Here is a 23,030-nt window from a genome sequence, read left to right as displayed (position 1 = left end):
CTATACCAGCCTTCCTTTCATCGTTGAATTCATATCAACTTATGCATTACCTTTGACAGAGAGATTCAGCTGTTCGGCAAAATCCAACATGCGGTTCAGCGGAATCAGCGATTTAACCCGAATCGATTCATCAACAAAGATTTCGTGCTCCTCTCCCCCGTCCCTGAGCGCTTTCTCAATCGCCTGAAGCCCGTTCATCGCCATCCAAGGACAATGGGCGCAACTTCGGCATGTCGCCCCGGCACCAGCCGTCGGTGCCTCAATCAGCTCTTTTTCAGGGACAAGCTGCTGCATCTTAAAGAAAATACCTTTATCCGTTGCCACAATCATTTGTGGGTGCGGTAAAGCTTTCGCAGCTTTGATTAATTGGCTTGTTGAGCCGACTGCATCAGCCAATTCAACCACACTGGAGGGGGATTCCGGATGGACTAAAACCGCGGCTTCCGGATATAACACTTTCATTTTTTTCAACGCATCCGCTGAAAACTCATCATGAACAATACATTCACCATGCCAAAGTAACATATCAGCATCGGTTTTGTTGGCGATGTACCCGCCCAGATGGCGATCGGGACCCCAAATGATTTTCTTATCTTCCGAGTCCAGATGTTCAACAATCTCTAATGCAATACTAGACGTCACCACCCAATCGGCTCTGGCTTTCACCGCTGCTGAAGTATTCGCATACACTACGACGGTATGATCTGGGTGAGCATCACAGAAAGCAGAAAATTCATCGACAGGGCAACCTAAGTCCAAAGAGCATTCGGCTTCTAACGTCGGCATGAGAATTCGTTTTTCCGGTGTCAGGATTTTCGCTGATTCCCCCATGAAGCGCACACCACAAATCAACAGTATTTTGGCCGGATGTCGATTGCCGAATTTTGCCATTTCCAGCGAATCACCAACAAATCCACCTGTTGCTTCAGCCAACGCCTGAATCTCAGGATCGGTATAGTAATGGGCAATCAAAACGGCGTCTTTCTCAATCAGGAGACGTTTGATTTCGCCTATATAAAATTCTTTTTGTTCTTTTGAGAGTTGTACCGGTTTCGGTGGAAATGGGTACACGGTTTCAATCTGTTCTGTAATATGGCTCATTGCTTCTGCTCTACGCAATTTCCAGTAATTAGCGCATTTTACACGCTCTTTACAACGTGTCAAAAACCAGTACGAGGATTCATTGGTAGAATTGATGGGTGACAGAAGGCAGATAGCATAAAGGAGAACCTCGGTTCTCCTTTTGTACATTTAAGATACAGACACTAGTGCTAGCAAATTACAATCATAAATGCTATTTCACCATAGACCGTCTTGCAGACTCAGCAGAAGCAGTATCAGGATATTCATCAATCACCTGTTGATAATACTGATTCGCTAACTTTGTGTTCTTGCGACGTTTCTCAACATCACCTAATTTGACTAATGCGTCTGCACGTTTGTTTGATTTAGGAAAATCCAACACAGCTTTAAAGCTTTCAACCGCTTTATCATCCTGCTGTTTGGCATAGTAAAGCTGACCTAACCAGTAATGTGCATTCGGCGCAAAATTAGATTTGGGGAAGTCACTCTGAAATTTAGTGAATGCGTTGATGGCACCAGCATAATCTCTTTTCTTCAGGATCAAGTCTACGGCATTTTGATAAGCCGTCTGCTCATCAACATTCTCACTGTACGTGCCAGTAGATGCCGACTGAGCACTGTCTTTTGAACCTGATTGGACCTCATGACTACTCTTTGAGTTGAGTTCTTCTCTAAGACGGTCGATCTCAACAAATAACTCTCTCTGTCGAGTAAGCATCTGACCCATATCATGGGAGTTCTTCTCTACCTGACCACGTAGGTGTTGAATCTCGGTCGCCATTTCATCAATCTGCTGCTGCATTTGCACTCGCAACTGACTACTGTTTTGCAGTAGACGTTCCAGACGGTCAACTCTTGTTTCAGGACTTGCCGAAGTTGCATGTTGTTCCATGCCTTCACTTAAGTCCGATACTGGAGCGGGTGCAGCAAGCACAGGGCTTGCTGCACTGACCAGTAACATAAGCACAATTTGTCGCTTTAGGTTACCGAGCATGTTTCATCAAACTCTTCAGATTAGTAAACAATCACTGCACGACGGTTTTTTGCGTATGCAGCTTCGTTATGTCCGCGCACTAATGGTTTCTCTTCACCATAGCTAACAATTGACATTTGGCTGGTTTGTACACCGAGAGCCTGAAGATATTTATAAACAGCTTCTGCACGACGCTCACCCAGAGCAATGTTGTACTCAGGCGTACCACGCTCATCGGCATGACCTTCAATCGTGACATGAACGCTTGGATGCTTACTCAGATAAGAGGCATGAGTTGCCAGCATATCTTCATAATCTGATGCAATTGTTGAATTATCAAAAGCAAAGAATACTGTTTGCTCTTGCATAACCTTATCTTTTAGTTCCTGCTCAGAAAGCTTACCATCATCAGTAACAGGTGATACAACAGTTGTATCTGTGCTATTTGCGGAACCGGATGTAGATTGGTTAGTCGTCGTCTCATTTCCTGAGGCACTCACTGCATCATCGCTTGAACTACACGCAGTAACCGCGAGTACTGGTAGTGCAATCAATAGCCCTTTAAGAACTTTATTCAGTTGCATCTTCTTTTCCTTATTTTTTAATCATGACTCATTACAAAAACGGTGACCACGCCGGCGCTCTTACGCGTCCGTTTGTTTCTGGTAACCTGGCTTTAAATCGTCCGTCAATAGAGACCATGGATAATACATTGGTTTTATTGTAAATCGAACTATAGATAACCATACCACCGTTAGGCGCAATACTTGGAGACTCATCGAGCAAAGTTCTTGTAAGAATTTGCACACTGCCGGTTTCCAAATCTTGCTTTGCCAAGTTAAATCCTGATTGGTTTTTATTCACCATGATCAAGAATTTCCCATCAGGCGTAATCTGCCCACCTAAATTTTGTGAGCCCTGCCAAGTAAGACGATTTGTCACGCCAGTAGACAAATCTACTTTATATATCTGTGGTTTACCACCCCGATCTGAGGTAAATATCAGAGATTTTCCATCCGGATACCAAAAAGGCTCTGTATTATTTGATCTACCCCGCGTTATTTGCCGAATTTTCTTGGTTGCTAAATCCATAATGTAGACCTGTAAACTTCCCGATTTCGACAAAACTAAGGCTAATGACTTACCATCTGGTGAGAATACTGGCGCGCCATTGTGACGAGGAAATGACGATATTTTGTCACGTTTGCCCGTATAAATATTCATGACGTAGATTTCAGCATGTCCATTCTGGAAACTCACATAAGCCAGTTTCTTACCATCCGGAGACCAAGCAGGAGACATTAATGGTTGTTTAGAGCTGAGGACTAACCGTTCATTGTAGCCATCATAATCTGAGATTCTCAGCTGATAAGGATATTTTTCACCATCATGTACAACGACATAGGCAATTCGCGTTAAAAACGCGCCTCTATCCCCGGTTAGTTTTTCATACACTAAATCGGAAATTCGATGTGCATACTCACGAAGCCGTTTCGGTGAGACCGTCGCAATATTATTCAGTAAGACATAATCTTTGGACTCAACAAGTTGACCATCCTCTGTGAGAGACTGTCTTTTACCTTTCAATAATTGCGCTTGAACGATATCAACCAACTGGTAATGAATGACATAATTACCCGCTGCATTTTGCTTGATTGTTCCGGTTAGTAGTGAATCGACTCCGAGTCGAGTCCATGCATCCACATTGACAGCGGATTCATCATAAGGCGTCTGTGGCATATTACTGGTCGCAACCGGACTAAATTTGCCACTCCGCTGTAGATCCGAAGCAACCACACCTGAAACATCTTCTGGTAATTGACGCTTACCTTCCCATTGAAACGGAACGATCGCGATCGGCCTCGCTGAGTTAATCCCGTCGGTAATGACGAGCTCTAATGCTGCATTTGCGGTGTGTATGCCTGATATCACGAGGAACATACAACTCAAAATCAATCGCTGTAACACAAGCTTTTCCTTTTCTCTGATACTTCAGTCAAAATTATATATTCGGTTCAACTGTTATATTAATGTCTTTCAGCTTATTGATAACATCCGGGTCATCTTTCGGCAAAGGAAAAGACGGAACCTGCGCAACCGCTCGCTGCGTCGCAGCACAAACAGCCGAGTTCCCCCCTAACACTTTCAAACTGCCGACAATTGCACCGCTACCCGTCGGAATCAGGTGCAGATTAACCCGACATTTTTTCCCTTGAAACGTCTCTTCTACACGTAGATTTTGCCGAATCAGCTGTGTGTAGATTTCGCCGTAACGATCAACTTCACTGGCAATATATTGACTCCGAGCACTAGAATTCTGTTGCTCTTCTGCCTGCAGTCCGGAAAAAATATCATTTAAGGCTGCTTCCCGCTGTTTTCTTTCCTTTTCTAATTTTTCCAGACGCTCTTTTTCCTGTCGAGCCTTTTCAGCAGCAACCTTTGCTGCTTTTTCCTTTGCCAAACGTTCTTGCTCTGCTTTCTGAGCTGCTTCATGCTCTTTACGTGCTTTTTCTGCCGCCAGCTGAGCTGCCTTTTCGCGCTCAATTCGCTGCTGTTCTGCTTTTGCAATTGCAGCCTCTTTGGCTTTTCTGGCTGCCTCTGCTTTTGCCGCGCGTTGTTCCTCAGCAAGTCGCTCTTGCTCTTTCTGCTTACGTTGCTGCTCCGCTGCTCTGGCGGCTTTCGCTTCACGGGCTTGCTGTTCTTTTAACTGCCGGATTCGCTCTTCTTCTGCTCTCCGATTCTCTTCAAGGCGCTCACTTTCACGACGCAGACGATCAAGCCGCTCTTTTTCTTTACGAGCAGCCGCTTCTCGAGTCGCCTTAATCTGCTGTGCCTGTTGATGCACCAATGCAGGGTCAATCACGACTGCCTGAACCATATTACCGGTCGGGTGCGGCTTTTCTTGATAAAACTGTCCGCCCCAAAGTAATAAACCAATTAAAATCGCGTGCAGCACGATAGAAATGATAAGTGGCTTTGTAAAATCTGAGCGTTTGTCTTCTCTCTTTTTCATGAAGGTTATACTGCTTATTCCCTGATATCTGTTAACAAACCAACCTTTGGAACACCGGCTTTACTCAGCTCGTCCAGCACACGCACAATCTCCGCGTAGGGGCTTGTCGCCTCGCCACCGACTGCAACAGGTGAACCGGGATGTAAACTCAGCTCAGCTTTTACCAGAACAATGGCGTCCTGTAAGGATAGTCCCCGTTTGAAAGGTTCATTATTGATGCTGACCCCCAAGCTACCTTCTTTATTAATTTCGACAATAATGAAGCCACCATCATCACCGACCAAATCAGATGCAGGCTTCGCTGTTTCTGTTTTTGGTAGTTCAACATCCACGCCCTGAGTGATGAAAGGAGAAGTCACCATAAAAATGATTAACAAAACCAACATCACATCGATATAGGGTACCACATTAATTTCTGCGGTCATTTTACGCTTCTTTGGTTGGTAACCCGCCATAAAGCTTACTCCCTACCAGTCATTGCCTGACGATGAAGAATACTATGGAACTCCTCAGAGAATGTTGCGTAATTCATTTCGAGTTTACTGACAACTGTTGTCAATCGGTTGTAAGCCATAACGGCAGGAATGGCAGCAAAAAGCCCCATCGCTGTTGCAACAAGCGCTTCTGCAATACCTGGGGCAACCATCGCTAATGTTGCTTGTTTAACTGCACCTAGCGCAATGAACGCATGCATAATCCCCCATACCGTACCAAACAACCCAATGTAAGGACTAATTGAACCGACTGTCGCCAGAAATGGTAGATGAGTTTCCAATGATTCAACTTCTCGGGAGACCGCCACACGCATGGCTCTCGCTGTCCCATCCATAACAAAATTAGCTTCAGCAGCGTAGTTTTTTCTGAGCCGAGCGAATTCAGTAAAACCTGAATAGAAAATCTCTTCACTGCCACTCAGCTGATCTTTTCTATTTTTCACATCTTGATATAAAACAGACAAATCGGTGCCGGACCAGAAACGGTCCTCAAATGAGGCAGCTTGCTTTTCAGCAGCCGATAAAGCTTTGGTTCTTTTAAAAATCATCGCCCATGACATGATCGACATGCCCAAGAGAATCATCATTACCACTTTGACTAGAAAACTAGCCTGTAAAAAAAGATCAAGTATCGAAATTTCAGCACTCACTGTTACTTCTCCGAAAATACCGCGTCGGGAATACCTTGGGGTTTCATTTTTTGCATGTCAATACATGCTACCTTAACTATTGCTCGACACAATACCTCTTCATGAGGATTAACCAGCTCCTGACAGAATATTAAAGAAGCCTTTTTTCTCTCGGTTAGCTGAGTTAAGACGACTAAGTTATCATCCAGACGCGCTGCTTTCAGAAAATCAATCTCCATGCTTCGGACCACAAAGCCCATATTTTGTTCCAACAACTCCCGTTGGCATACCCCCTGCTCTCTGAGCATTTCCGTCCGTCCGCGTTCAAAAAATTTAAGATAGTTCGCGTGGTATACAACACCGCCGGCATCGGTATCTTCGTAATAGATCGTTACAGGAAATCGAGAAAAAGCTGATTTAGAATGATGCACTTAACGTCCCTCAACGGATTCACACAATCGCTTACTATAACGCAACTCAAGCGCTTTCGCATGAGTGAGACGGGATGAATTTTAATTTTTGGACAAAAAACGCAGCCAGATGGCTGCGCTTTCTTTTATGATAAGGATATTGACGCTGTTTATTCAGTTCATTCGAACCAAACTGAAGTAGACCAATATACATCCGGCAAAGTAAGGGGAAAATAAAATCTGCCAAAACCATCGCCTCGGCTTAAAACCGACACCGAAAATCATGCTGGCACAGATAGCCAAGATCAACAGAATGACTACCCCCGGATTAAAGCCACCAATTGTTGCCGCATAGGTCTGTGGATTCCACATCAGCAACGCAACATGGTAGAAAGCAACGCCCATTAATAGTATTCGGTAAAAAATATGATTAATGGGACGATGCCACTGCGCAACTAAGGCAGAAAAATCATTCACTATCTTTATCCATCATCTCTGCATGTTCTAACCACAATGCATTGATGATGCCGAAAGAACAAGCCAGTAAGACGCCTAGAATCCATGCAAAATACCACATAACTTAGCTCCTCGTTAATAAAGTGAATTTTTGTTGTCTTCGACATACTTGTTATTGAGACGACCAAACATTTTGTAGTACGTCCAACATGTATACCCGAGAATAATTGGAACCATCACAAAGGCAATACCCGTCATCAGCTGCAGTGTCAGTTCACTAGATGTTGAATCCCACATGGTCAGGCTATTACTTGGTGCAAGACTTGAAGGCATAATAAACGGGAACATCGCAAACCCAGCAGTAAAGATAATACCAGCATTCGTTAAGCTTGAAGCAATAAACGCGATACCGCCTTTTTCCATCCGAGATGCAATGACAGCAATCAATGGCATCGCTGTACCAAGAATTGGAGCCAACCATAATAGTGGATATTGATTGAAGTTTGCCATCCACGCGCCAGATTCACGAGCCACTTCTTTATTTAACGGGTTTGATGACGCAAAATGATCCATTGTACTGGTAATCACATAACCATCAATGTGTTGTACCCAAAAACCAGCGGCCACAAAAAGAGCAGCGACAAGCACACCACAGAGTTGGGCAACGCTACGAGCACGAGTATGTACTGCATCAGAGGTCTTCATTTGTAACCAAGACGCACCTTGAAGCACAATCATCAGGACGCTGACCAAACCACACACGATACCGAATGGATTAAGGAGCCCGAAGAATGATCCGTGATAGCTTGGCATCAAAAATTCATTCAGTTCAAAAGGAACACCCTGTAATAAATTACCGAATGCAACACCGATGATCAGCGGTGGTACAAATCCACTAACAGAGATACAAATATCCCAAATATTACGCCATTTGGTGTCTTCAATTTTTGAACGATAGTCAAGCCCGACAGGACGCAGCCATAAAGCAGCTAAGGTAACAATCATCGCAAGGTAGAAACCGGAGAATGATGTTGCATAAACTAAAGGCCACGCAGCAAATAATGCACCACCAGCAGTAATCAACCAAACTTGGTTACCATCCCAGTGAGGTGCAATCGAGTTGATCATGACTCGACGTTCTGTGTCATTTTTCCCGATGATCGGTACCAATGCACCGACCCCCATATCGAATCCATCTGCAATAGCGAAGCCGACAAACAGCACACCAATCAGGATCCACCATATAAATCGTAAGATTTCGTAATCCATAATATTATTCTCCTCGCCTTAAGCTTCTACCTGACGGTTAACTTGATCTGTTGCTGAAGTTGCATTTTGCTCAAAATGATAACGGCCAGTTTTCAGACTACTTGGACCTTTGCGAGCAAATTTCACCATCAGATAAACTTCGGCAACCAAGAACGCTGTATATAATGCAAGAATAGCAATCAGGGAGATGACCAAATCACTGACACTCAATGCAGAGTTCGCAATATGTACAGGGAGAATTTCACCGACAGCCCATGGTTGGCGACCATATTCCGCGACAAACCAACCGGCTTCCACACCAATCCACGGCAGCGGGATACTATAAAGCGCAGCTTTGAGCACCCAGTTTTTCTGCTCAATTTTCTGACGACATGTCTGAACAAATGCAGCGGCGAAAACAATCAACATGATAAAACCACAAGCAACCATGATCCGGAACGACCAGAACAACGGCCAGACTGTTGGCAGTGAATCATCAGCAGCAGCCTGAATCTGTTCTTCTGACGCATTTGCCACATCATCCGTATAGCGTTTCAGCAACATGCCATAGCCCAGATCAGATTTTACTTCATCGAAGGCATCGCGGTTCATTTCTGAAGTATCACCAGAACGTAATTTCTGGAGCAGCTCATACGCATACATCCCATTACGAATCCGTTCCAGGTGTTCTTCACGTAAATCACTTAAGCCTTTGACAGGTGTATCCAGCGAACGCGTTGCAATAATCCCCATCACATAAGGAATCTTAATCGCAAAATCCGTATGCATCGACTCCTGATTCGGGAAACCAAACAGTGTAAATGATGCCGGCGCTTCTTCTGTATGCCATTCAGCTTCAATTGCAGCCAATTTTGCTTTTTGAACGTCACCCAATTCGTAACCAGATTCATCGCCCAAGACGATAACGGAAAGAATCGCAGCCATACCAAATGATGCAGCAACGGTAAATGAGCGACGGGCAAAAGCGATATCACGCCCTTTAAGCAGATAATATGCACTCACCCCTAAAACAAACATTGCGCCAGTCACGTAACCCGACGCGACAGTGTGAACAAATTTCACCTGTGCGACAGGGTTTAGAACGACTTCAGCAAAGCTCACCATTTCCATGCGCATGGTTTCGAAGTTAAAGTCGGAACCAACTGGGTTTTGCATCCAGCCATTGGCGACAAGGATCCACAGTGCAGAGAAGTTAGAACCTAATGCAACAAGCCATGTTGTCACTAAGTGTTGACGTTTTGAAAGTCGATCCCATCCGAAGAAGAACAAACCGACGAATGTAGATTCAAGGAAGAAAGCGACTAACGCTTCGATGGCAAGAGGAGCTCCAAAAATGTCGCCAACGTAGTGCGAGTAATACGACCAGTTTGTACCAAACTGAAATTCCATTGTTAGCCCTGTAGCAACGCCCAGAGCAAAGTTAATCCCGAACAGCTTACCCCAGAATTTCGTCATATCCTTATAGATTTGCTTATCGGTCATCACATAAAGTGACTCCATGATAGCGAGTAAAAACGTCATCCCTAGAGTCAGAGGAACAAACAGGAAGTGATACATCGCAGTAAGCGCGAACTGCAACCGCGATAGATCAACTATGTCAATCATGATAACTCCTTTGTGTCGGCTGAAAGACACCACTCAGATTAAAGCAACCAAATTTTATCAATTCATACCTGTCAAAAAATAATAGAAAAGCAGAATATTTGTTACATCAACGTGTATTTTTATTTGAATAAATATTAATCAAGTAAAATACATATTGCCGAAATACTACTTTCAAACGCATAAGCTTTCAAAGGGTTTATCTACAAGGCTCGTCTTGATTTAGATCAAGTTTCACGCGTGGTGAACCAGCAAAAAAACAACAAAATGATTAAGATCAAAATAAGGGGAAGTTAATTGATATTTTTTTGTAACAAATAGATTTTGCTCACCCAACAAACGCACAAATAATTAACATTAATACTAAGTTTGCAATCTATTTGCTACCTAAAAAATTTTCATAAATGAGACATTTATCACACGAGGAACTCTGTTTGTTAATTCATTCATACATGAAAAATTATTTTTCGAATCCGAAATGCAAATAAGCTCTCTCCGTTGCGAGCCGCCCTCTGGGTGTACGCTGCAAATACCCCTGCTGAATCAGATAAGGCTCTAAAACATCTTCTATTGTATCTTTTTCTTCACCAATCGCAGCAGCAAGATTATCCAAACCAACAGGACCACCGGAAAACTTTTCGATAATTGTGATCAGTAGCTTACGATCCATAAAATCAAAACCCTGCACATCGACATCAAGCATATTTAAGGCGTCATCTGCCGTGTTAGCGCATATATTACCGTCCCCTTTCACTTCGGCATAATCTCTGACTCGCCGCAACAAGCGATTGGCAATTCGGGGAGTTCCTCGAGAACGACGGGCAACTTCCAGCGCGCCTTCCGGTTCAATAGACAAAGATAAACATTCTGCACTTCTCTGAACGATGTTTTGCAAATCACCAACCTGATAATATTCAAGCCGCTGTACAATACCAAAACGGTCACGCAGTGGCGAAGTCAAAGAGCCGGCTCGCGTGGTTGCACCAATCAGTGTAAAAGGTGGTAAATCAATTTTAATTGAACGAGCAGCGGGGCCTTCTCCAATCATAATATCGAGTTGATAATCTTCCATTGCCGGATAAAGCACCTCTTCAACCACAGGGCTCAGACGGTGAATTTCATCAATAAACAGCACATCATTCTCTTCAAGATTGGTTAACAAAGCCGCCAAATCACCGGCTTTTTCTAGCACTGGCCCTGATGTTGTTCTGATATTTACACCCATTTCATTGGCGACAATATTGGCTAATGTCGTTTTCCCCAGACCGGGCGGACCAAAGATGAGGAGGTGATCTAAAGCTTCGTGACGACGCTGAGCTGCCTCAATAAAAATTTCCATTTGATTGCGCACATGATTTTGCCCCTGATAATCGGCCAAAAGCTTTGGCCGTATCGCACGATCAATCAATTCATCATCTTTAAACGGTGTGCTTACTGGTGTTACAAAACGATCCGCTTCAATCATACCATCGCTCTCAATGCTTCTTTAATCAGCGTTTCACTACTCATACCCGGTTGGGCAATCTGAGCAACAATTTTCGAAGCTTGCTGAGGTTTATAGCCAAGCGTTAACAGTGCACTCACAGCTTCTTCTTCTGCATGGCTGGCTGTATTTTGTGGGCGAATTGGTGCTGAGTCTTGAACCAATTCAAACGAATCAATTTCAGAAGTCGGGAAAGATGCGAGGCGATCTTTCATTTCAACCACTAGACGTTCTGCGGTTTTTTTACCAACACCCGGCAATTTAACCAACATCGAAACATCTTCACGTTTGACACATTCAACAAACTGGCTGGCTGTCATTCCGGATAGAATAGCCAAACCAAGTTTTGGACCAACCCCGTTTGCTTTGATTACAGCTCTGAACAACGCACGTTCAGCTTTGCTGTTGAATCCATATAAAAGTTGAGCATCTTCCCGAACCACAAAATGCGTATAGATGACCGCTTCTTGTTCTACTTCGGGTAATTCATAAAAGCAACTCATTGGCATCTGAACTTCATAGCCAACCCCACCAACCTCAATTAGTACTTCTGGTGGCTGCTTTTCCAGCAGAATGCCTCTAAGACGTCCAATCACGATTTTTCCTTTTCATCTATGTTGATTCTGATTGATCATAATCAATAACTGGATAAATAGCCAGTATCCGATGGTCTCAAATTTCATCGATAGCGCCCTCGCCGAGCCCCACTCGCCTGACCTGCAAGAGCAACCAATGTTTTATTGGTGTTTGCGTGGCAGATAGCGACACCAAGTGCATCGGCAGCATCTGCTTGTGGTTTAGATGGTAACTTCAACATTTGCTGAACCATATGCTGAACCTGTATCTTATCTGCGCCTCCCGTTCCGACAACAGCCAGCTTGACTAAACGCGCCGCATATTCATAAACTGGCAGGTCTGCATTCACAGCCGCAACAATCGCACATCCCCGGGCTTGCCCGAGTTTCAATGCAGAATCCGCATTCTTCGCCATAAAAACCTGTTCTATCGCGAAAACATCCGGTTGAAATTGCATAATCACTTCCGAAACACTGGCATATATTTGCTTCAAACGTCCCGGTAATGCTTTCTCTGTTGTTTTAATACAACCGCTACCAAGGTAAGTCAGTATTCTTCCTTGCTGGCGAATGACGCCGTAGCCAGTCACCCGGGAGCCCGGGTCAATCCCTAGAATGATCGACATATCTATTTTATTGCCTTCAATCGGATGAACAAAAAGGGCTTATCCATATCGTAAGCCCTTTCAAAACCGTGCCGCAATTATTTACGCCGCCAAGTTGTGCCACCGGACCCGTCTTCGAGAATAATGCCCATTGCCGTCAGTCGATCCCGGGCGAGATCAGCATTCGCCCAATCTTTCGCAGCTCGCGCGTCATTACGCATTTTGATCAGCGACTCAATTTCAGCTACTTCCTCTTCTGAACCGCTATCACCTTGCAAGAAACTCTCCGGTGTTTGAGACAAAATCCCGATTACACTGGCCAAATCTCGCATACGAACCGCAAGTTGACTGGCTTGTTGCAACTGTTCTTCCTGCTTGAGTCGATTAATCTCTCGCGCCATATCAAACAATACCGAATAAGCTTCCGGCGTATTAAAGTCATCATTCATGGCGGCTTCGAAACGGGTCACGAATGCCTCTCCGCCAGACGCTGCAACAGTGAGATCCAGTCCACGCAATGCAGTATAGAGGCGCTCCAGTGCTGCCTGCGCCTGATTGAGGTTCTCTTCACTATAATTTAACTGACTGCGATAATGACCAGACATCAGAAAATAGCGCACAGTCTCCGAATCATAGTGAGCCAGTACATCTCGAATGGTAAAGAAGTTCCCCAGTGACTTAGACATTTTCTCTTTATCAACCATCACCATGCCACTATGCATCCATGTATTCACATAGGCAGTGTCGTACGCACAGCAGGACTGGGCAATTTCATTCTCATGATGTGGGAATTGCAAATCAGACCCTCCACCATGAATGTCAAAATGCGTGCCTAAGATAGAAGAGTTCATCGCAGAACATTCAATATGCCAGCCCGGGCGTCCCTCACCCCATGGTGATTCCCACTTGGGTTCACCCGGCTTAGACATTTTCCATAATACGAAATCAAGCGGACTACGCTTCGCCATTTCAACATCAACCCGAGCACCAGCCTGAAGCTGTTCCAGATCCTGCCGGGAAAGCTTGCCATAGTCATCGAAGCGACTGACCTCAAACATCACATCGCCATTCTCAGCAACATAGGCAAAGCTTCTATCAATCAGCCGTTGTACCAACGCGATGATTTCATCGATATATGCGGTTGCACGCGGCTCCACATCAGGACGTAAGATATTCAATGCATCGAAATCCGCATACATATCCTGAATCAAACGTTCCGTCAGCACATCGCACGACTCGTCATTCTCCGCGGCACGATGAATGATTTTGTCATCGATGTCGGTAATATTTCTGACTAGGGTCAAATCATATCCCAAATAACGTAAATAGCGGGCAACGACATCGAAGGACACAAACGTCCTTCCGTGACCAATATGACAGAGATCATATATAGTGACGCCACAGACATACATGCCGATTTTTCCGGCGGTGATGGGCTTGAATTGCTCTTTTTGTCTGGTAAGTGTGTTATATATTTGTAACATGATCTCTATCTAAGTTGTCGTAATTTACTGAATAGTCCGATTATAACAATGCTCTTGTCTATAGGTCATCCTATTCTTTTAAGAACATTTGAATGTCACCAAAACTAAGTTAGAATCACGTCTTCTTGTACAAAAATAGAAAGGTAATCGTGATGATCACCCTGCATACAAACTTCGGCGATATTAAAATTCAGCTTCATGAGGACAAAGCTCCTGAAACCTGTGCAAATTTCCTACAATATTGTCGTGAAAATTTCTATGACAATACCCTGTTCCACCGTGTGATTGACGGTTTCATGATTCAGGGCGGCGGTATGGCTTCCGGAATGAAAGAGAAAGCAACCAAAGCTCCGATTAAAAATGAAGCCAATAACGGGCTGAGTAATAAAGTCGGAACGCTTGCCATGGCCAGAACGATGGAACCACATTCAGCAAGTTCTCAGTTCTTCATTAACGTCAATGACAATACATTCCTCGATTTCCGTTCGGAAAGTCTCGACGGATGGGGATACTGTGTATTCGCTGAAGTTGTTGATGGTATGGAAGTGGTCAACCAGATTAAAGGGGTGAGTACTGGTTCATACGGTATGCATCAAGATGTTCCTCTGGAAGAAGTTCTGATTACCGGAACAACTATCGAAGAGTAATAGACAACTGTTCTGATTGGTGCAGAGACTGATACTCTGCATCAATCACCTTTCCCGACAAGCGAATTTATGCATACACTTTTTATTTCTGATCTCCATTTGACCCCGACCCGTCCAGACTTAACTGCCGCCTTTCAACATTTGATGCAATATCGGGCACCGCAAGCGGATGCGCTCTATATTCTTGGTGACCTATTCGATTTTTGGATCGGCGATGATGACCCGGGCGATTTTGCACAAACGATTAAAGCAGCATTCAAGGATCTGACATCTTCAGGAACCTCTTGTTATTTCGTTCAAGGAAACCGAGATTTTTTGGTTGGAAAGCGTTTTGCCCGAGAAACCGGTGTCCAATTGCTTGCCGAGAAAACACGCATCGAGCTTTACGGGAAGCCTATCGTCATCATGCATGGCGACACATTATGTCTGGAAGATACCCGCTACCTCCAGTTTAGAAAGAAAGTTCATCAGCCTTGGCTACAGTGGATTTATTACCAATTACCTTTCACATTGAAGCAGCGAATTGTTAGTAAAGTAAAACAAGATGCTCGGATGGATAAGCAGTCAAAATCAATTGAAATCATGGATGTCACTCAAGCAGAAGTGGAACGCGTAATGACTGAATATCAAGTTGACTTGATGATTCACGGTCATACACATCGCCCCAACATTCACCATTTTCATCTTGATGGGATTGAAAAAACACGTATTGTTTTAGGGGATTGGGATCGTGAAATATCTGTACTGGAATACCATCAGGATGCGAGTTACCGTCTTCTCCATCAGCCGGTTTCGCCATTAACCGACGCATCTTGATGAACTGACCAGCGATAACGTTGCTCTATTTTATTAACCCATTATTTTGACGACACATTCACCCAGCGTAATCTCAATCAATAACACCATGAAGAAATGTCCGTGTGGCTCTCAGCGCCACTATAAAAACTGCTGTCAACCGATACATCGTTCCCCCGATGCGGCAAAATTACCCGCTCAGCTGATGCGGGCGCGTTATAGCGCTTACGTACTCGGATTCGTTGACTTTATTGTGGCAACGTACCACCCGAGTTGTCAGGCGGAAAATGATCGTCAAGAGATCGAGCATGGTACGCAAACGCACTGGATCAAGCTCGTCGTTCTTGAGGCGGGAAATGGTCGTCATGTCGATGAAGGATTTGTCAGTTTCAAAGCCTATTTCGAGCAAAACGGTGAATCTTACTCACTACAGGAGCGTTCTCGTTTTATTCGGGAAAACGGCCAATGGTATTACATTGACGGCGAATTTGCTGACAACGATTAATCGTTCACGTGAAACGTAAAAACCACCGCAGAATCGGTGGTTTTTAGCTCAAGATAAATTGGCTTACCACATCATCACTGACCGGCAATCCACGCCTTAATTTTCTGCTGCTGAGCAGGAGACGCATTGTTATAAAGCAGTTGAATGGTTTGAATCAATGTATCATCGCCTTTTGGCGGCGTGATTTTTTGAGCGGCAATATTGGGTGCCGTTACAGCCGCTTGTTGAGCCGGGGCGAACTCATTACCTTGCTCGGCATTATATCTCGCTACCGCTCTCTCAATATCATTAAATGGCATGATACCGTTGCCGGTTAATGGCTCGTAATGAACCGATTTTACGCTGCCATGCTGATCCTGAATCTTCCATTCAGCACCACGACGAAAATAACCTTCTGCTTGTGTATAACTGTTCAGACGCGGCGCTAAAATCTTAATGCTGTCATCTTGCTTCAAATCAACGGTAAACACATCCGGTGCCGTTGAATAAATCACATCGCGCTGTCCTCTTCTGACCTCACCATAATAGCGGATCACCACCTGATGCCGGCCAGCCTGAACTTCTAAAGCGTTCGGATCAGCGAAATTTTTATCATTAACTTCAACGCCATCCAACGCAAGAATTTCGACATCACTCTGGCTGGTAATTGTCGCGGCATAACTCTGGGCCGATAGACCAAACATTGAGATACCCATCAGGGCAACCGGCCCCAGTATTTTTTTCCATAACAACATGGTTGATTCTTTCCTTTCACAAACTCTGAAAAACACATTCTAATCTATCGGCTACTAGATGAATACGGGTGATAAACCGAATAATGACTGGCTCGACATAATCATCCTCTCATCTATGAAAAAACCGCCCCAGTTGAGGCGGTTTTCGCTAGCAAGTCTTCTAATCAACAATAATTAGAATTTAACTTCCATACCCAGTGTGTAAGCTGGATCGTAGTCAGTGCTGCTATCATCATCATAGAAACCAATTTCCGCATAAGTACGGACATTAGCATTCATTTTGTACACAACAACACCGTACAGGTTATCACCATCGTTGCTTGTACTGGTGTTGTCATCATTATGAACATAACCTAGAGAGAAAGTGGTTTTATCCATGGTGTAAGAACCAACCAGTTCAATGATGTCACGATCAGTGACTTCATTACCAGCTGTATCATCTTGCTCAGTTTGACCATAAGATGCTGCAAAGTTAAATGCATCCATCTCATAAGTGACTTCAAGGTTGAATGAATCTTCATCCCCAGTTGTTGTACTAGTCAGATCGATATCATCACCAGAATAGATATACAAACGAGCATCTAAACCTTCATAACGGAAACCGATACGACCATCAGTAGAAGTTGCATCAACTGTTGTGCCTTCACTTTCGTCTAGATCGTGTGACAAACCAAAGTAGAAAGTACCGTTGTCATAAACATACTTGATAACGTCTTTTCCAACGGTAGTTTCTTGACCGTACTGATTCTTACCGACTTCAAAATCAGCACCGATACCGGAATCATCAGTGATCAGATATTGACGACCATAAGTGACTGTACCGTAATCAGCATATGCAAAACCAACATAAGAGCCGTCAGTTTGAACTGTGCCTTTTACATCATCATTATCTTCGAAAGTGAAGTCCAAGCCAACAATAGCATTCAGACCTTCAGCTACTTCGATTGTACCGTGAGTGTTCAACTGCATATCATCAATACGTAGCTTAGTTGATACGTCAGTACCGTCAGCTTCGTATGTTTGATATAGCTGAACTTCACCTGCACCAGAGACTGTGATTGCAACACCATCTTGGTTGTAGATTTCAGCCGCGCTAGCAGAACCTGCTGCTAGAACCGCAAGAGCGATTAGAGTCTTTTTCATAATTAATCCACTGCCTTTTCTTAGATTAGGAATTCCTTATCCGGATTCCTTTTGTTTTTTGATGGTGACCAAAACATCAAGCCCTCGTCACCGCCATTTCAATTACGGAGATTAGATTGCAAAAGAATAGCTTATGTGTCAAATATTCTAAAGCCATAAAATAAAATTAAATAAATACTTATAAAACAATTAATTAGTAATGATTATTCTCAACAGTGCATACTTTGTAACCATTTTTATAAATTAAGGTAGATTCTATTTTTTGCCAAAAATTCAGTATAAAAAACCAATTAAATAGTAAAAAAACATCAATTTTGGTTTTTTATAAAAATTTCTGACTAACTTAAAGGCTTTATATTTTTCACGTTCTGAATTTATTTTAAGTCCCTGACGATTCAATTTTTTTGTGAACAAGATCCCCATTTAGAACAAAAAAATCACATCTAAAGGAACTTCTCCTGTTTTTCGTATGTGTTAGTATGTCCGCTCCATCCCATCAGGTTACATTATGATTACACCCAAAATTCAAAAATCGATCCGTCAGAGTTATCAAAACCTGCAGGCTCAGATGGAAAATTTTACCCCGCGACGCGGACAAAATTATCTGGTTGCTGAAATTGCCAAAACATTATGCGGCACCTACCATGCGAAAAATCGGCTACTGGTTGCTGAAGCAGGGACAGGGATTGGTAAATCACTTTCTTACCTGATGGGGGCGGTACCAGTTGCCGTGTTAAACAATAAAAAACTAATTATTGCGACAGCAACTGTGGCATTACAGGAGCAATTACTTCATAAAGACTTACCCCTTTATCGCCGCCTGACCGATTTAGACTTCCAGTTTCGAATCGCCAAGGGACGGCAACGTTACTGCTGTGCTGAAAAACTGGCTGCGATTTGTGAACCGGAAGCCTCATCAGGCCAAGTGGCTCTGTTTGAAAGCCCGCCAACTGAGCAGGATATTTCTCTCTATAAAGAACTCTATTCACAATGGTCCACGGGAAAATGGGATGGTGATCGGGATAGTTGGCCGACCCCGATTAATGACTCGATGTGGTTACAAATTGTCAGCGACAAACATAGCTGTAATCCTGCTTTTGCCATTCATCATCATTGCCCGTTTCAAAAAGCACGTGCAACTTTAGAACAAGCCGATGTCATTATCGCCAATCATAGTCTGGTGATGGCTGATGCTGATTTGGGCGGTGGTATCATTCTTCCTGAGCCGGAAAATAGTATTTATATTTTTGATGAAGCTCACCATTTACCGCAAGTTGCCCGCGATCATGCTGCAGCATCGTCCACCTTGAAAAGTACAGCCTCTTGGCTGGAAAAATTTCATCAATCATTGGCTCAATGGGTATCGCTAACCGATGAAAGTCGGGTCGCACGCTTTAAAGAAGACATTGCCAGTGCAATTCAAGTTTTAATTCCCACATTATCTCAGTTGAGTCGGCAATTTACACCTGAGCAATGTCAGGATGGTGTGCTCCGTTTCGAGCATGGCGAACTCCCGGAATGGTTACTTGCAGAGTCCAAAGCTTTGAAACAGGCATCGGTCAAAATTTGTCAGGCAACGGCGAAAGTGGCAGATTTACTCACGGAACGACTTCAGGAAGGCCAAATCAGCAATCGCATCGCCAGCCCAGTTTTGGCCGAGTTAGGGATAAGCTTACAACGTCTGGACAGTATGGCACAGGTATGGACCCTAATGGCCGAGCCACCGAGAGAGTATGGGGCTCCAATGGCGCGCTGGATCACTGCCTCAGAATCTCAGCCCGGAGATTACACCGTGCACGTTTCGCCGATAGAAATCGGCTGGAAGCTGGATCAACAGTTCTGGAGCCGCTGTTATGGCGCGATTATGGTCTCTGCAACGCTGCGAGCCTTAAATTCATTTACTTTCTTTTGTCATCAGAGCGGTATCAGTGCCCAGTCGGATGAGGGAACCCAGTTTATTGCACTGGCGTCACCGTTTGACTACCCACGTCAGGGAGAATTATATATTCCGCATGTTCATCAGGAACCTCAGTCACCTCATTATACTCAAACGCTTATTGAACAGTTACCTACGTTGATTCGCGAGAAACAAGCGACACTGGTCCTGTTTTCGTCCTACTGGCAAATGAATCAGGTTGCTGAATCGCTCAAATCTGACTTTAAAAAACGAGGCTGGCTACTACAAACTCAAGGCAAAAAATCACGCACAGAAATTCTAAAAACACATCGTTTTACTATAGAACATCAAGGCACTGCCGTGATTTTTGGCACCGGCAGCTTCTCTGAAGGATTAGACTTACCCGGTCGATTGCTGGAAAACGTCATTATTACCAAAATCCCGTTCTCAGTCCCGACCTCGCCGATTGAGCAAGCGCATGCGGAATATATCCTTTCCAAAGGCGGCAATCCGTTTATGCAAATCACCGTGCCGGAAGCCAGCCGGAAATTAATTCAATGTGTGGGAAGATTACTGCGTAACGAGGAAGATTCTGGTAGAGTTGTTATTCTTGATCGCCGAGTTGTCACCAAACAATACGGCAAAGCATTACTTGATGCTCTCCCTCCGTTTAAACGCATCATCGAGCCGTAATTCGGTGATTCGAGAATAAGAAGGCCAATCAAATTAATGGATTTTCTGGAGCCGACGCTTTTAATTGTATTGGCAGTAGTTGCTTTTATTGCAGGGTTTATTGATGGTATCGCCGGAGGTGGTGGTATGTTGACGGTTCCCGCATTATTATCTTTAGGGCTTCCGCCCCATATTGCCTTAGGTACCAACAAAGTTGCGGCGACCTTCGCAACATCAACAGCCGCCATTACCTATTACCGCAAAAATATGTTTCGGCCCGCAGTCTGGAAACATGTGTTCGTTTCAACATTCGTCGGTGCTATTCTCGGGACACTCATCGTTGATTTCATCAGCACCGCATTACTGGATAAGGTGCTCCCCATCATTATCCTGGCGACAGCACTGTATACGATTTTTTATCATCCGCAGCATGGCAAGTTGCACACAGATCCGAACCTACCTCCGCAAAGTAAACTGAAGCAGATCCCGCAGGGATTGAGCCTCGGTTTCTATGATGGTATTGCCGGCCCCGGTGTCGGTGCATTCTGGGTGGTCTCTTCGATGGCATTGTACCGACTCAATATTTTATTTGCTTCAGGTCTCGCCAAAGCCATGAACTTTACCAGTAACGTGACGTCGCTGGTGACATTTGCAATTTTAGGTCATATTAATTGGGTACTGGGGCTGACAATGGGGGTTTGCCTGATGGTTGGAGCTTATGTCGGTGCTCACTCCGCGATTCGTTTCGGAACATCATTCATTCGGCCGGTTTTTATTCTGGTTGTCAGTATCCTTGCGATCCGGCTGGGATACCATGCATGGTTTGATACATTATGATTGATCTGTCTCGTCTACACGACTTGATTTTTGCTTTAGAACATCAAGCAACCAAACTCGATGAACGGCGTGGAGAACAACGTTATCCGCTGTTCGATCCACAGTTGTTCCGCTGCAAGTCTCATTTACTGGTACCTTGTATTACCGAACTTAAAAATACATATCATGAAATTGTGCGAAGTCAGGAACATCAACGGCTAACAGCAATCCAAGCGACTTACCTGACAGAGAAACTCCTCAATCAGTTGAATGCGATTCAGAGGGAACTCGCCACCGCTGAGCTGAGGAAAAAAGAGAGTCATAATTTGCCTCGTGAAACATCAATCAGTTCTCTTTATCAAGAATTATCGCAACATCAGGACTGGGAAAGACGTTTGCAGGAAATGATCTTTGAAAAAGAACAGCAGCTTGAAATCAAACCGATGAGTCCGACAGAGAAGAAATCCTGTCAGCAGGCTATTCTGACACTGGAACAACGTCTGATCCGCTGCCAACAATCTAAACAGCGCATTAAGAATAAAATTACTGCCAAAGAGAGAAAAGGCTTCAAATGAATGATCAACATCCCCCTTTAGAGCAGGCACCAGAGTCAGTACAGCTTGCTGTCGACTTAATTTATCTGCTTGAATCCAATGCAATCGACCCGGCCGTCGCTCTGGAAGCCATCCAAATGGTGGAAGCAGACCTCAAAAATAAGTTAAATGCTGCAACCGAAGCATAACATGACTGAGTCCCCAGTGATTTTATTCAGATTATTCGTACATAGCTTGTATATAGCTAATGGTTGCAGATAGCTAATATAGTTGCAGATAACCAATAGATAGTTGCAGATAACCAACAGACTGTTAACATCATTCGTTCAATAGAATTCAAGGATATTTATCATGAAATTGGTTAGTTTTAATATCAATGGACTCAGAGCTCGTCTTCATCAGTTACAGGCACTTATCGACAAACACCAGCCTGATATTATCGGGCTTCAGGAGACGAAAGTTCACGACGAAGTATTTCCGCTTGCTGATCTGGAAAGCATGGGATATCAGGTTTTCTATTATGGTCAAAAAGCACACTACGGTGTGGCTTTACTCTGCAAACAAACCCCCGTTTCAGTACAATATGGATTCCCCGGTGATACGCCTGAACATCAAAAACGGATGATTATGGCGACGTTCCATACCCAGAGTGGTAAACCGTTCACGGTGCTCAATGGTTATTTCCCTCAGGGGGATAATATTGCTCACGAAACAAAGTTTCCCTACAAGCGCCAATTCTATCAGGATCTGATGGGTTATCTGTCTGCGAATCACCAGCCGGATGATCATCTTGTCGTAATGGGAGACGTCAACATTAGCCCGATTGATTTGGATATCGGTATCGGGGAGGTGAACCGCAAACGCTGGCTGAAAACCGGTAAATGTTCGTTCCAACCTGAAGAACGAGAATGGTTTGCTACCCTACTCGACTGGGGATTAGTTGATACCTTCCGCTACCTTCATCCTGATGCGACAGAACAATATTCATGGTTTGATTATCGCTCTCGTGGATTTGATGATAATCGAGGGCTCAGAATCGATGTTATCCTTGCTACAGCTGCGCTCTCTCAGCAATGTCAGGACGCTGGTATCGACTATGAATTGAGAGGGATTGAAAAACCCTCGGATCATGCGCCAATCTGGAGCACTTTTGATTTTCAGTAATCCCATCCAAGCATGATGCTATCCATT

General features: G+C 44.1%; 26 protein-coding genes. 8 read left to right on the top strand and 18 right to left on the bottom strand.

The features are described from left to right. Nucleotides 1–39: 39 nt before the first annotated feature. The 16 genes from nadA to cysS all read right to left on the bottom strand — a co-directional run bounded on the left by nadA (nucleotide 40) and on the right by cysS (nucleotide 14,076). Complete coding sequence (nadA, locus tag AC55NX_RS09225) at nucleotides 40–1,101, bottom strand: quinolinate synthase NadA (protein WP_496995452.1); 1,062 nt, start codon at nucleotides 1,099–1,101, stop codon at nucleotides 40–42. 193 nt (nucleotides 1,102–1,294) lie between these two features. Then, nucleotides 1,295–2,077, bottom strand: a complete 783-nt coding sequence (ybgF, locus tag AC55NX_RS09220; RefSeq protein WP_496995451.1) for a tol-pal system protein YbgF — start codon at nucleotides 2,075–2,077, stop codon at nucleotides 1,295–1,297. A 20-nt stretch (nucleotides 2,078–2,097) separates the two neighbouring features. Then, on the bottom strand, nucleotides 2,098–2,640 hold the full coding sequence (gene pal / locus AC55NX_RS09215; RefSeq protein ID WP_496995450.1) for a peptidoglycan-associated lipoprotein Pal: 543 nt from the start codon (nucleotides 2,638–2,640) through the stop codon (nucleotides 2,098–2,100). Nucleotides 2,641–2,671: 31 nt separating this feature from the next. Next, entirely contained in the window at nucleotides 2,672–4,024 is a 1,353-nt protein-coding gene (gene tolB, locus AC55NX_RS09210) for a Tol-Pal system beta propeller repeat protein TolB (RefSeq protein ID WP_496995449.1), read from the bottom strand. Nucleotides 4,025–4,058: 34 nt separating this feature from the next. After that, nucleotides 4,059–5,069 carry a cell envelope integrity protein TolA gene (gene tolA, locus AC55NX_RS09205; RefSeq protein WP_496995448.1) on the bottom strand — a complete coding sequence of 337 codons (1,011 nt, stop codon included), beginning with the start codon at nucleotides 5,067–5,069 and terminating at the stop codon, nucleotides 4,059–4,061. A 14-nt stretch (nucleotides 5,070–5,083) separates the two neighbouring features. Beyond that, complete coding sequence (locus tag AC55NX_RS09200; protein ID WP_496995447.1) at nucleotides 5,084–5,524, bottom strand: ExbD/TolR family protein; 441 nt, start codon at nucleotides 5,522–5,524, stop codon at nucleotides 5,084–5,086. 5 nt (nucleotides 5,525–5,529) lie between these two features. Continuing rightward, on the bottom strand, nucleotides 5,530–6,213 hold the full coding sequence (gene tolQ, locus AC55NX_RS09195) for a protein TolQ (protein ID WP_496995446.1): 684 nt from the start codon (nucleotides 6,211–6,213) through the stop codon (nucleotides 5,530–5,532). A gap of 2 nt (nucleotides 6,214–6,215) precedes the next feature. Beyond that, on the bottom strand, nucleotides 6,216–6,623 hold the full coding sequence (gene ybgC / locus AC55NX_RS09190; protein ID WP_496995445.1) for a tol-pal system-associated acyl-CoA thioesterase: 408 nt from the start codon (nucleotides 6,621–6,623) through the stop codon (nucleotides 6,216–6,218). 153 nt (nucleotides 6,624–6,776) lie between these two features. Then, complete coding sequence (locus AC55NX_RS09185; protein ID WP_496995444.1) at nucleotides 6,777–7,079, bottom strand: cyd operon YbgE family protein; 303 nt, start codon at nucleotides 7,077–7,079, stop codon at nucleotides 6,777–6,779. After that, nucleotides 7,072–7,179 carry a cytochrome bd-I oxidase subunit CydX gene (cydX, locus tag AC55NX_RS09180; RefSeq protein ID WP_021020147.1) on the bottom strand — a complete coding sequence of 36 codons (108 nt, stop codon included), beginning with the start codon at nucleotides 7,177–7,179 and terminating at the stop codon, nucleotides 7,072–7,074. Before cydX ends, AC55NX_RS09185 begins: the two co-directional genes overlap by 8 nt. Before the next feature lie 14 nt (nucleotides 7,180–7,193). Continuing rightward, complete coding sequence (gene cydB / locus AC55NX_RS09175; protein WP_496995463.1) at nucleotides 7,194–8,330, bottom strand: cytochrome d ubiquinol oxidase subunit II; 1,137 nt, start codon at nucleotides 8,328–8,330, stop codon at nucleotides 7,194–7,196. 15 nt (nucleotides 8,331–8,345) lie between these two features. Continuing rightward, complete coding sequence (cydA, locus tag AC55NX_RS09170) at nucleotides 8,346–9,932, bottom strand: cytochrome ubiquinol oxidase subunit I (RefSeq protein ID WP_496995443.1); 1,587 nt, start codon at nucleotides 9,930–9,932, stop codon at nucleotides 8,346–8,348. Nucleotides 9,933–10,389: 457 nt separating this feature from the next. Beyond that, on the bottom strand, nucleotides 10,390–11,394 hold the full coding sequence (gene ruvB / locus AC55NX_RS09165) for a Holliday junction branch migration DNA helicase RuvB (RefSeq protein ID WP_496995442.1): 1,005 nt from the start codon (nucleotides 11,392–11,394) through the stop codon (nucleotides 10,390–10,392). Beyond that, on the bottom strand, nucleotides 11,391–12,008 hold the full coding sequence (ruvA, locus tag AC55NX_RS09160) for a Holliday junction branch migration protein RuvA (protein WP_496995441.1): 618 nt from the start codon (nucleotides 12,006–12,008) through the stop codon (nucleotides 11,391–11,393). The genes ruvB and ruvA overlap by 4 nt, the downstream gene beginning before the upstream one ends. 83 nt (nucleotides 12,009–12,091) lie before the next feature. Further along, nucleotides 12,092–12,613, bottom strand: coding sequence for a crossover junction endodeoxyribonuclease RuvC (ruvC, locus tag AC55NX_RS09155; RefSeq protein ID WP_496995440.1), 522 nt, complete (start codon nucleotides 12,611–12,613; stop codon nucleotides 12,092–12,094). Between the two features lie 77 nt (nucleotides 12,614–12,690). Next, complete coding sequence (gene cysS / locus AC55NX_RS09150) at nucleotides 12,691–14,076, bottom strand: cysteine--tRNA ligase (RefSeq protein WP_496995439.1); 1,386 nt, start codon at nucleotides 14,074–14,076, stop codon at nucleotides 12,691–12,693. Between the two features lie 152 nt (nucleotides 14,077–14,228). Between cysS and AC55NX_RS09145 the strand changes: the two genes are divergently transcribed. The 3 genes from AC55NX_RS09145 (at nucleotide 14,229) to AC55NX_RS09135 (ending at nucleotide 16,023) form a co-directional block, all read left to right on the top strand. After that, entirely contained in the window at nucleotides 14,229–14,723 is a 495-nt protein-coding gene (locus AC55NX_RS09145; protein ID WP_496995438.1) for a peptidylprolyl isomerase, read from the top strand. Between the two features lie 69 nt (nucleotides 14,724–14,792). After that, nucleotides 14,793–15,539: a UDP-2,3-diacylglucosamine diphosphatase gene (gene lpxH / locus AC55NX_RS09140; RefSeq protein ID WP_496995437.1), complete on the top strand. Its 747-nt coding sequence runs from the start codon at nucleotides 14,793–14,795 to the stop codon at nucleotides 15,537–15,539. Between the two features lie 88 nt (nucleotides 15,540–15,627). Then, nucleotides 15,628–16,023 carry a YchJ family protein gene (locus tag AC55NX_RS09135; RefSeq protein WP_496995436.1) on the top strand — a complete coding sequence of 132 codons (396 nt, stop codon included), beginning with the start codon at nucleotides 15,628–15,630 and terminating at the stop codon, nucleotides 16,021–16,023. Nucleotides 16,024–16,097: 74 nt separating this feature from the next. Here the strand turns inward: AC55NX_RS09135 and AC55NX_RS09130 are convergent, their stop codons facing one another. Both AC55NX_RS09130 and AC55NX_RS09125 read right to left on the bottom strand, forming a co-directional pair. After that, nucleotides 16,098–16,757 carry a YccT family protein gene (locus tag AC55NX_RS09130; RefSeq protein WP_496995435.1) on the bottom strand — a complete coding sequence of 220 codons (660 nt, stop codon included), beginning with the start codon at nucleotides 16,755–16,757 and terminating at the stop codon, nucleotides 16,098–16,100. A gap of 174 nt (nucleotides 16,758–16,931) precedes the next feature. After that, the gene (locus AC55NX_RS09125) at nucleotides 16,932–17,900 is read right to left on the bottom strand and encodes a porin (RefSeq protein ID WP_496995434.1); all 969 of its coding nucleotides are present in this window, start codon (nucleotides 17,898–17,900) and stop codon (nucleotides 16,932–16,934) included. A 508-nt stretch (nucleotides 17,901–18,408) separates the two neighbouring features. On the opposite strand from AC55NX_RS09125, the gene dinG reads away from it, so the two are divergent. The 5 genes from dinG (at nucleotide 18,409) to xthA (ending at nucleotide 23,003) form a co-directional block, all read left to right on the top strand. Then, a complete protein-coding gene (dinG, locus tag AC55NX_RS09120; protein ID WP_496995433.1) occupies nucleotides 18,409–20,490 on the top strand; it encodes an ATP-dependent DNA helicase DinG in 2,082 nt (693 codons plus the stop codon). 36 nt (nucleotides 20,491–20,526) lie between these two features. Further along, complete coding sequence (locus tag AC55NX_RS09115; RefSeq protein ID WP_496995432.1) at nucleotides 20,527–21,306, top strand: sulfite exporter TauE/SafE family protein; 780 nt, start codon at nucleotides 20,527–20,529, stop codon at nucleotides 21,304–21,306. Beyond that, nucleotides 21,303–21,860: a primosomal replication protein PriC gene (gene priC, locus AC55NX_RS09110; protein ID WP_496995431.1), complete on the top strand. Its 558-nt coding sequence runs from the start codon at nucleotides 21,303–21,305 to the stop codon at nucleotides 21,858–21,860. The genes AC55NX_RS09115 and priC overlap by 4 nt, the downstream gene beginning before the upstream one ends. Next, a complete protein-coding gene (gene rsmS, locus AC55NX_RS09105; protein ID WP_496995430.1) occupies nucleotides 21,857–22,027 on the top strand; it encodes a pleiotropic regulatory protein RsmS in 171 nt (56 codons plus the stop codon). Before priC ends, rsmS begins: the two co-directional genes overlap by 4 nt. A 163-nt stretch (nucleotides 22,028–22,190) precedes the next feature. Then, nucleotides 22,191–23,003: an exodeoxyribonuclease III gene (gene xthA / locus AC55NX_RS09100; RefSeq protein ID WP_496995429.1), complete on the top strand. Its 813-nt coding sequence runs from the start codon at nucleotides 22,191–22,193 to the stop codon at nucleotides 23,001–23,003. Nucleotides 23,004–23,030: the final 27 nt, after the last annotated feature.

This window comes from Vibrio rubrogenes (assembly GCF_059641415.1).
This window is presented reverse-complemented; position numbering and strand designations above follow the sequence as displayed.

What these genes read in the sequence shown, in the direction of transcription:
- nadA (WP_496995452.1), bottom strand. Translation starts at nt 1,101, where the DNA reads ATGAGCCATATTACAGAACAGATTGAAACCGTGTACCCATTTCCACCG.
- ybgF (WP_496995451.1), bottom strand. Translation starts at nt 2,077, where the DNA reads ATGCTCGGTAACCTAAAGCGACAAATTGTGCTTATGTTACTGGTCAGT.
- pal (WP_496995450.1), bottom strand. Translation starts at nt 2,640, where the DNA reads ATGCAACTGAATAAAGTTCTTAAAGGGCTATTGATTGCACTACCAGTA.
- tolA (WP_496995448.1), bottom strand. Translation starts at nt 5,069, where the DNA reads ATGAAAAAGAGAGAAGACAAACGCTCAGATTTTACAAAGCCACTTATC.
- AC55NX_RS09200 (WP_496995447.1), bottom strand. Translation starts at nt 5,524, where the DNA reads ATGGCGGGTTACCAACCAAAGAAGCGTAAAATGACCGCAGAAATTAAT.
- cydX (WP_021020147.1), bottom strand. Translation starts at nt 7,179, where the DNA reads ATGTGGTATTTTGCATGGATTCTAGGCGTCTTACTGGCTTGTTCTTTC.
- cydA (WP_496995443.1), bottom strand. Translation starts at nt 9,932, where the DNA reads ATGATTGACATAGTTGATCTATCGCGGTTGCAGTTCGCGCTTACTGCG.
- ruvB (WP_496995442.1), bottom strand. Translation starts at nt 11,394, where the DNA reads ATGATTGAAGCGGATCGTTTTGTAACACCAGTAAGCACACCGTTTAAA.
- ruvC (WP_496995440.1), bottom strand. Translation starts at nt 12,613, where the DNA reads ATGTCGATCATTCTAGGGATTGACCCGGGCTCCCGGGTGACTGGCTAC.
- cysS (WP_496995439.1), bottom strand. Translation starts at nt 14,076, where the DNA reads ATGTTACAAATATATAACACACTTACCAGACAAAAAGAGCAATTCAAG.
- AC55NX_RS09145 (WP_496995438.1), top strand. Translation starts at nt 14,229, where the DNA reads ATGATCACCCTGCATACAAACTTCGGCGATATTAAAATTCAGCTTCAT.
- lpxH (WP_496995437.1), top strand. Translation starts at nt 14,793, where the DNA reads ATGCATACACTTTTTATTTCTGATCTCCATTTGACCCCGACCCGTCCA.
- AC55NX_RS09135 (WP_496995436.1), top strand. Translation starts at nt 15,628, where the DNA reads ATGAAGAAATGTCCGTGTGGCTCTCAGCGCCACTATAAAAACTGCTGT.
- AC55NX_RS09130 (WP_496995435.1), bottom strand. Translation starts at nt 16,757, where the DNA reads ATGTTGTTATGGAAAAAAATACTGGGGCCGGTTGCCCTGATGGGTATC.
- AC55NX_RS09125 (WP_496995434.1), bottom strand. Translation starts at nt 17,900, where the DNA reads ATGAAAAAGACTCTAATCGCTCTTGCGGTTCTAGCAGCAGGTTCTGCT.
- dinG (WP_496995433.1), top strand. Translation starts at nt 18,409, where the DNA reads ATGATTACACCCAAAATTCAAAAATCGATCCGTCAGAGTTATCAAAAC.
- AC55NX_RS09115 (WP_496995432.1), top strand. Translation starts at nt 20,527, where the DNA reads ATGGATTTTCTGGAGCCGACGCTTTTAATTGTATTGGCAGTAGTTGCT.
- priC (WP_496995431.1), top strand. Translation starts at nt 21,303, where the DNA reads ATGATTGATCTGTCTCGTCTACACGACTTGATTTTTGCTTTAGAACAT.
- rsmS (WP_496995430.1), top strand. Translation starts at nt 21,857, where the DNA reads ATGAATGATCAACATCCCCCTTTAGAGCAGGCACCAGAGTCAGTACAG.
- xthA (WP_496995429.1), top strand. Translation starts at nt 22,191, where the DNA reads ATGAAATTGGTTAGTTTTAATATCAATGGACTCAGAGCTCGTCTTCAT.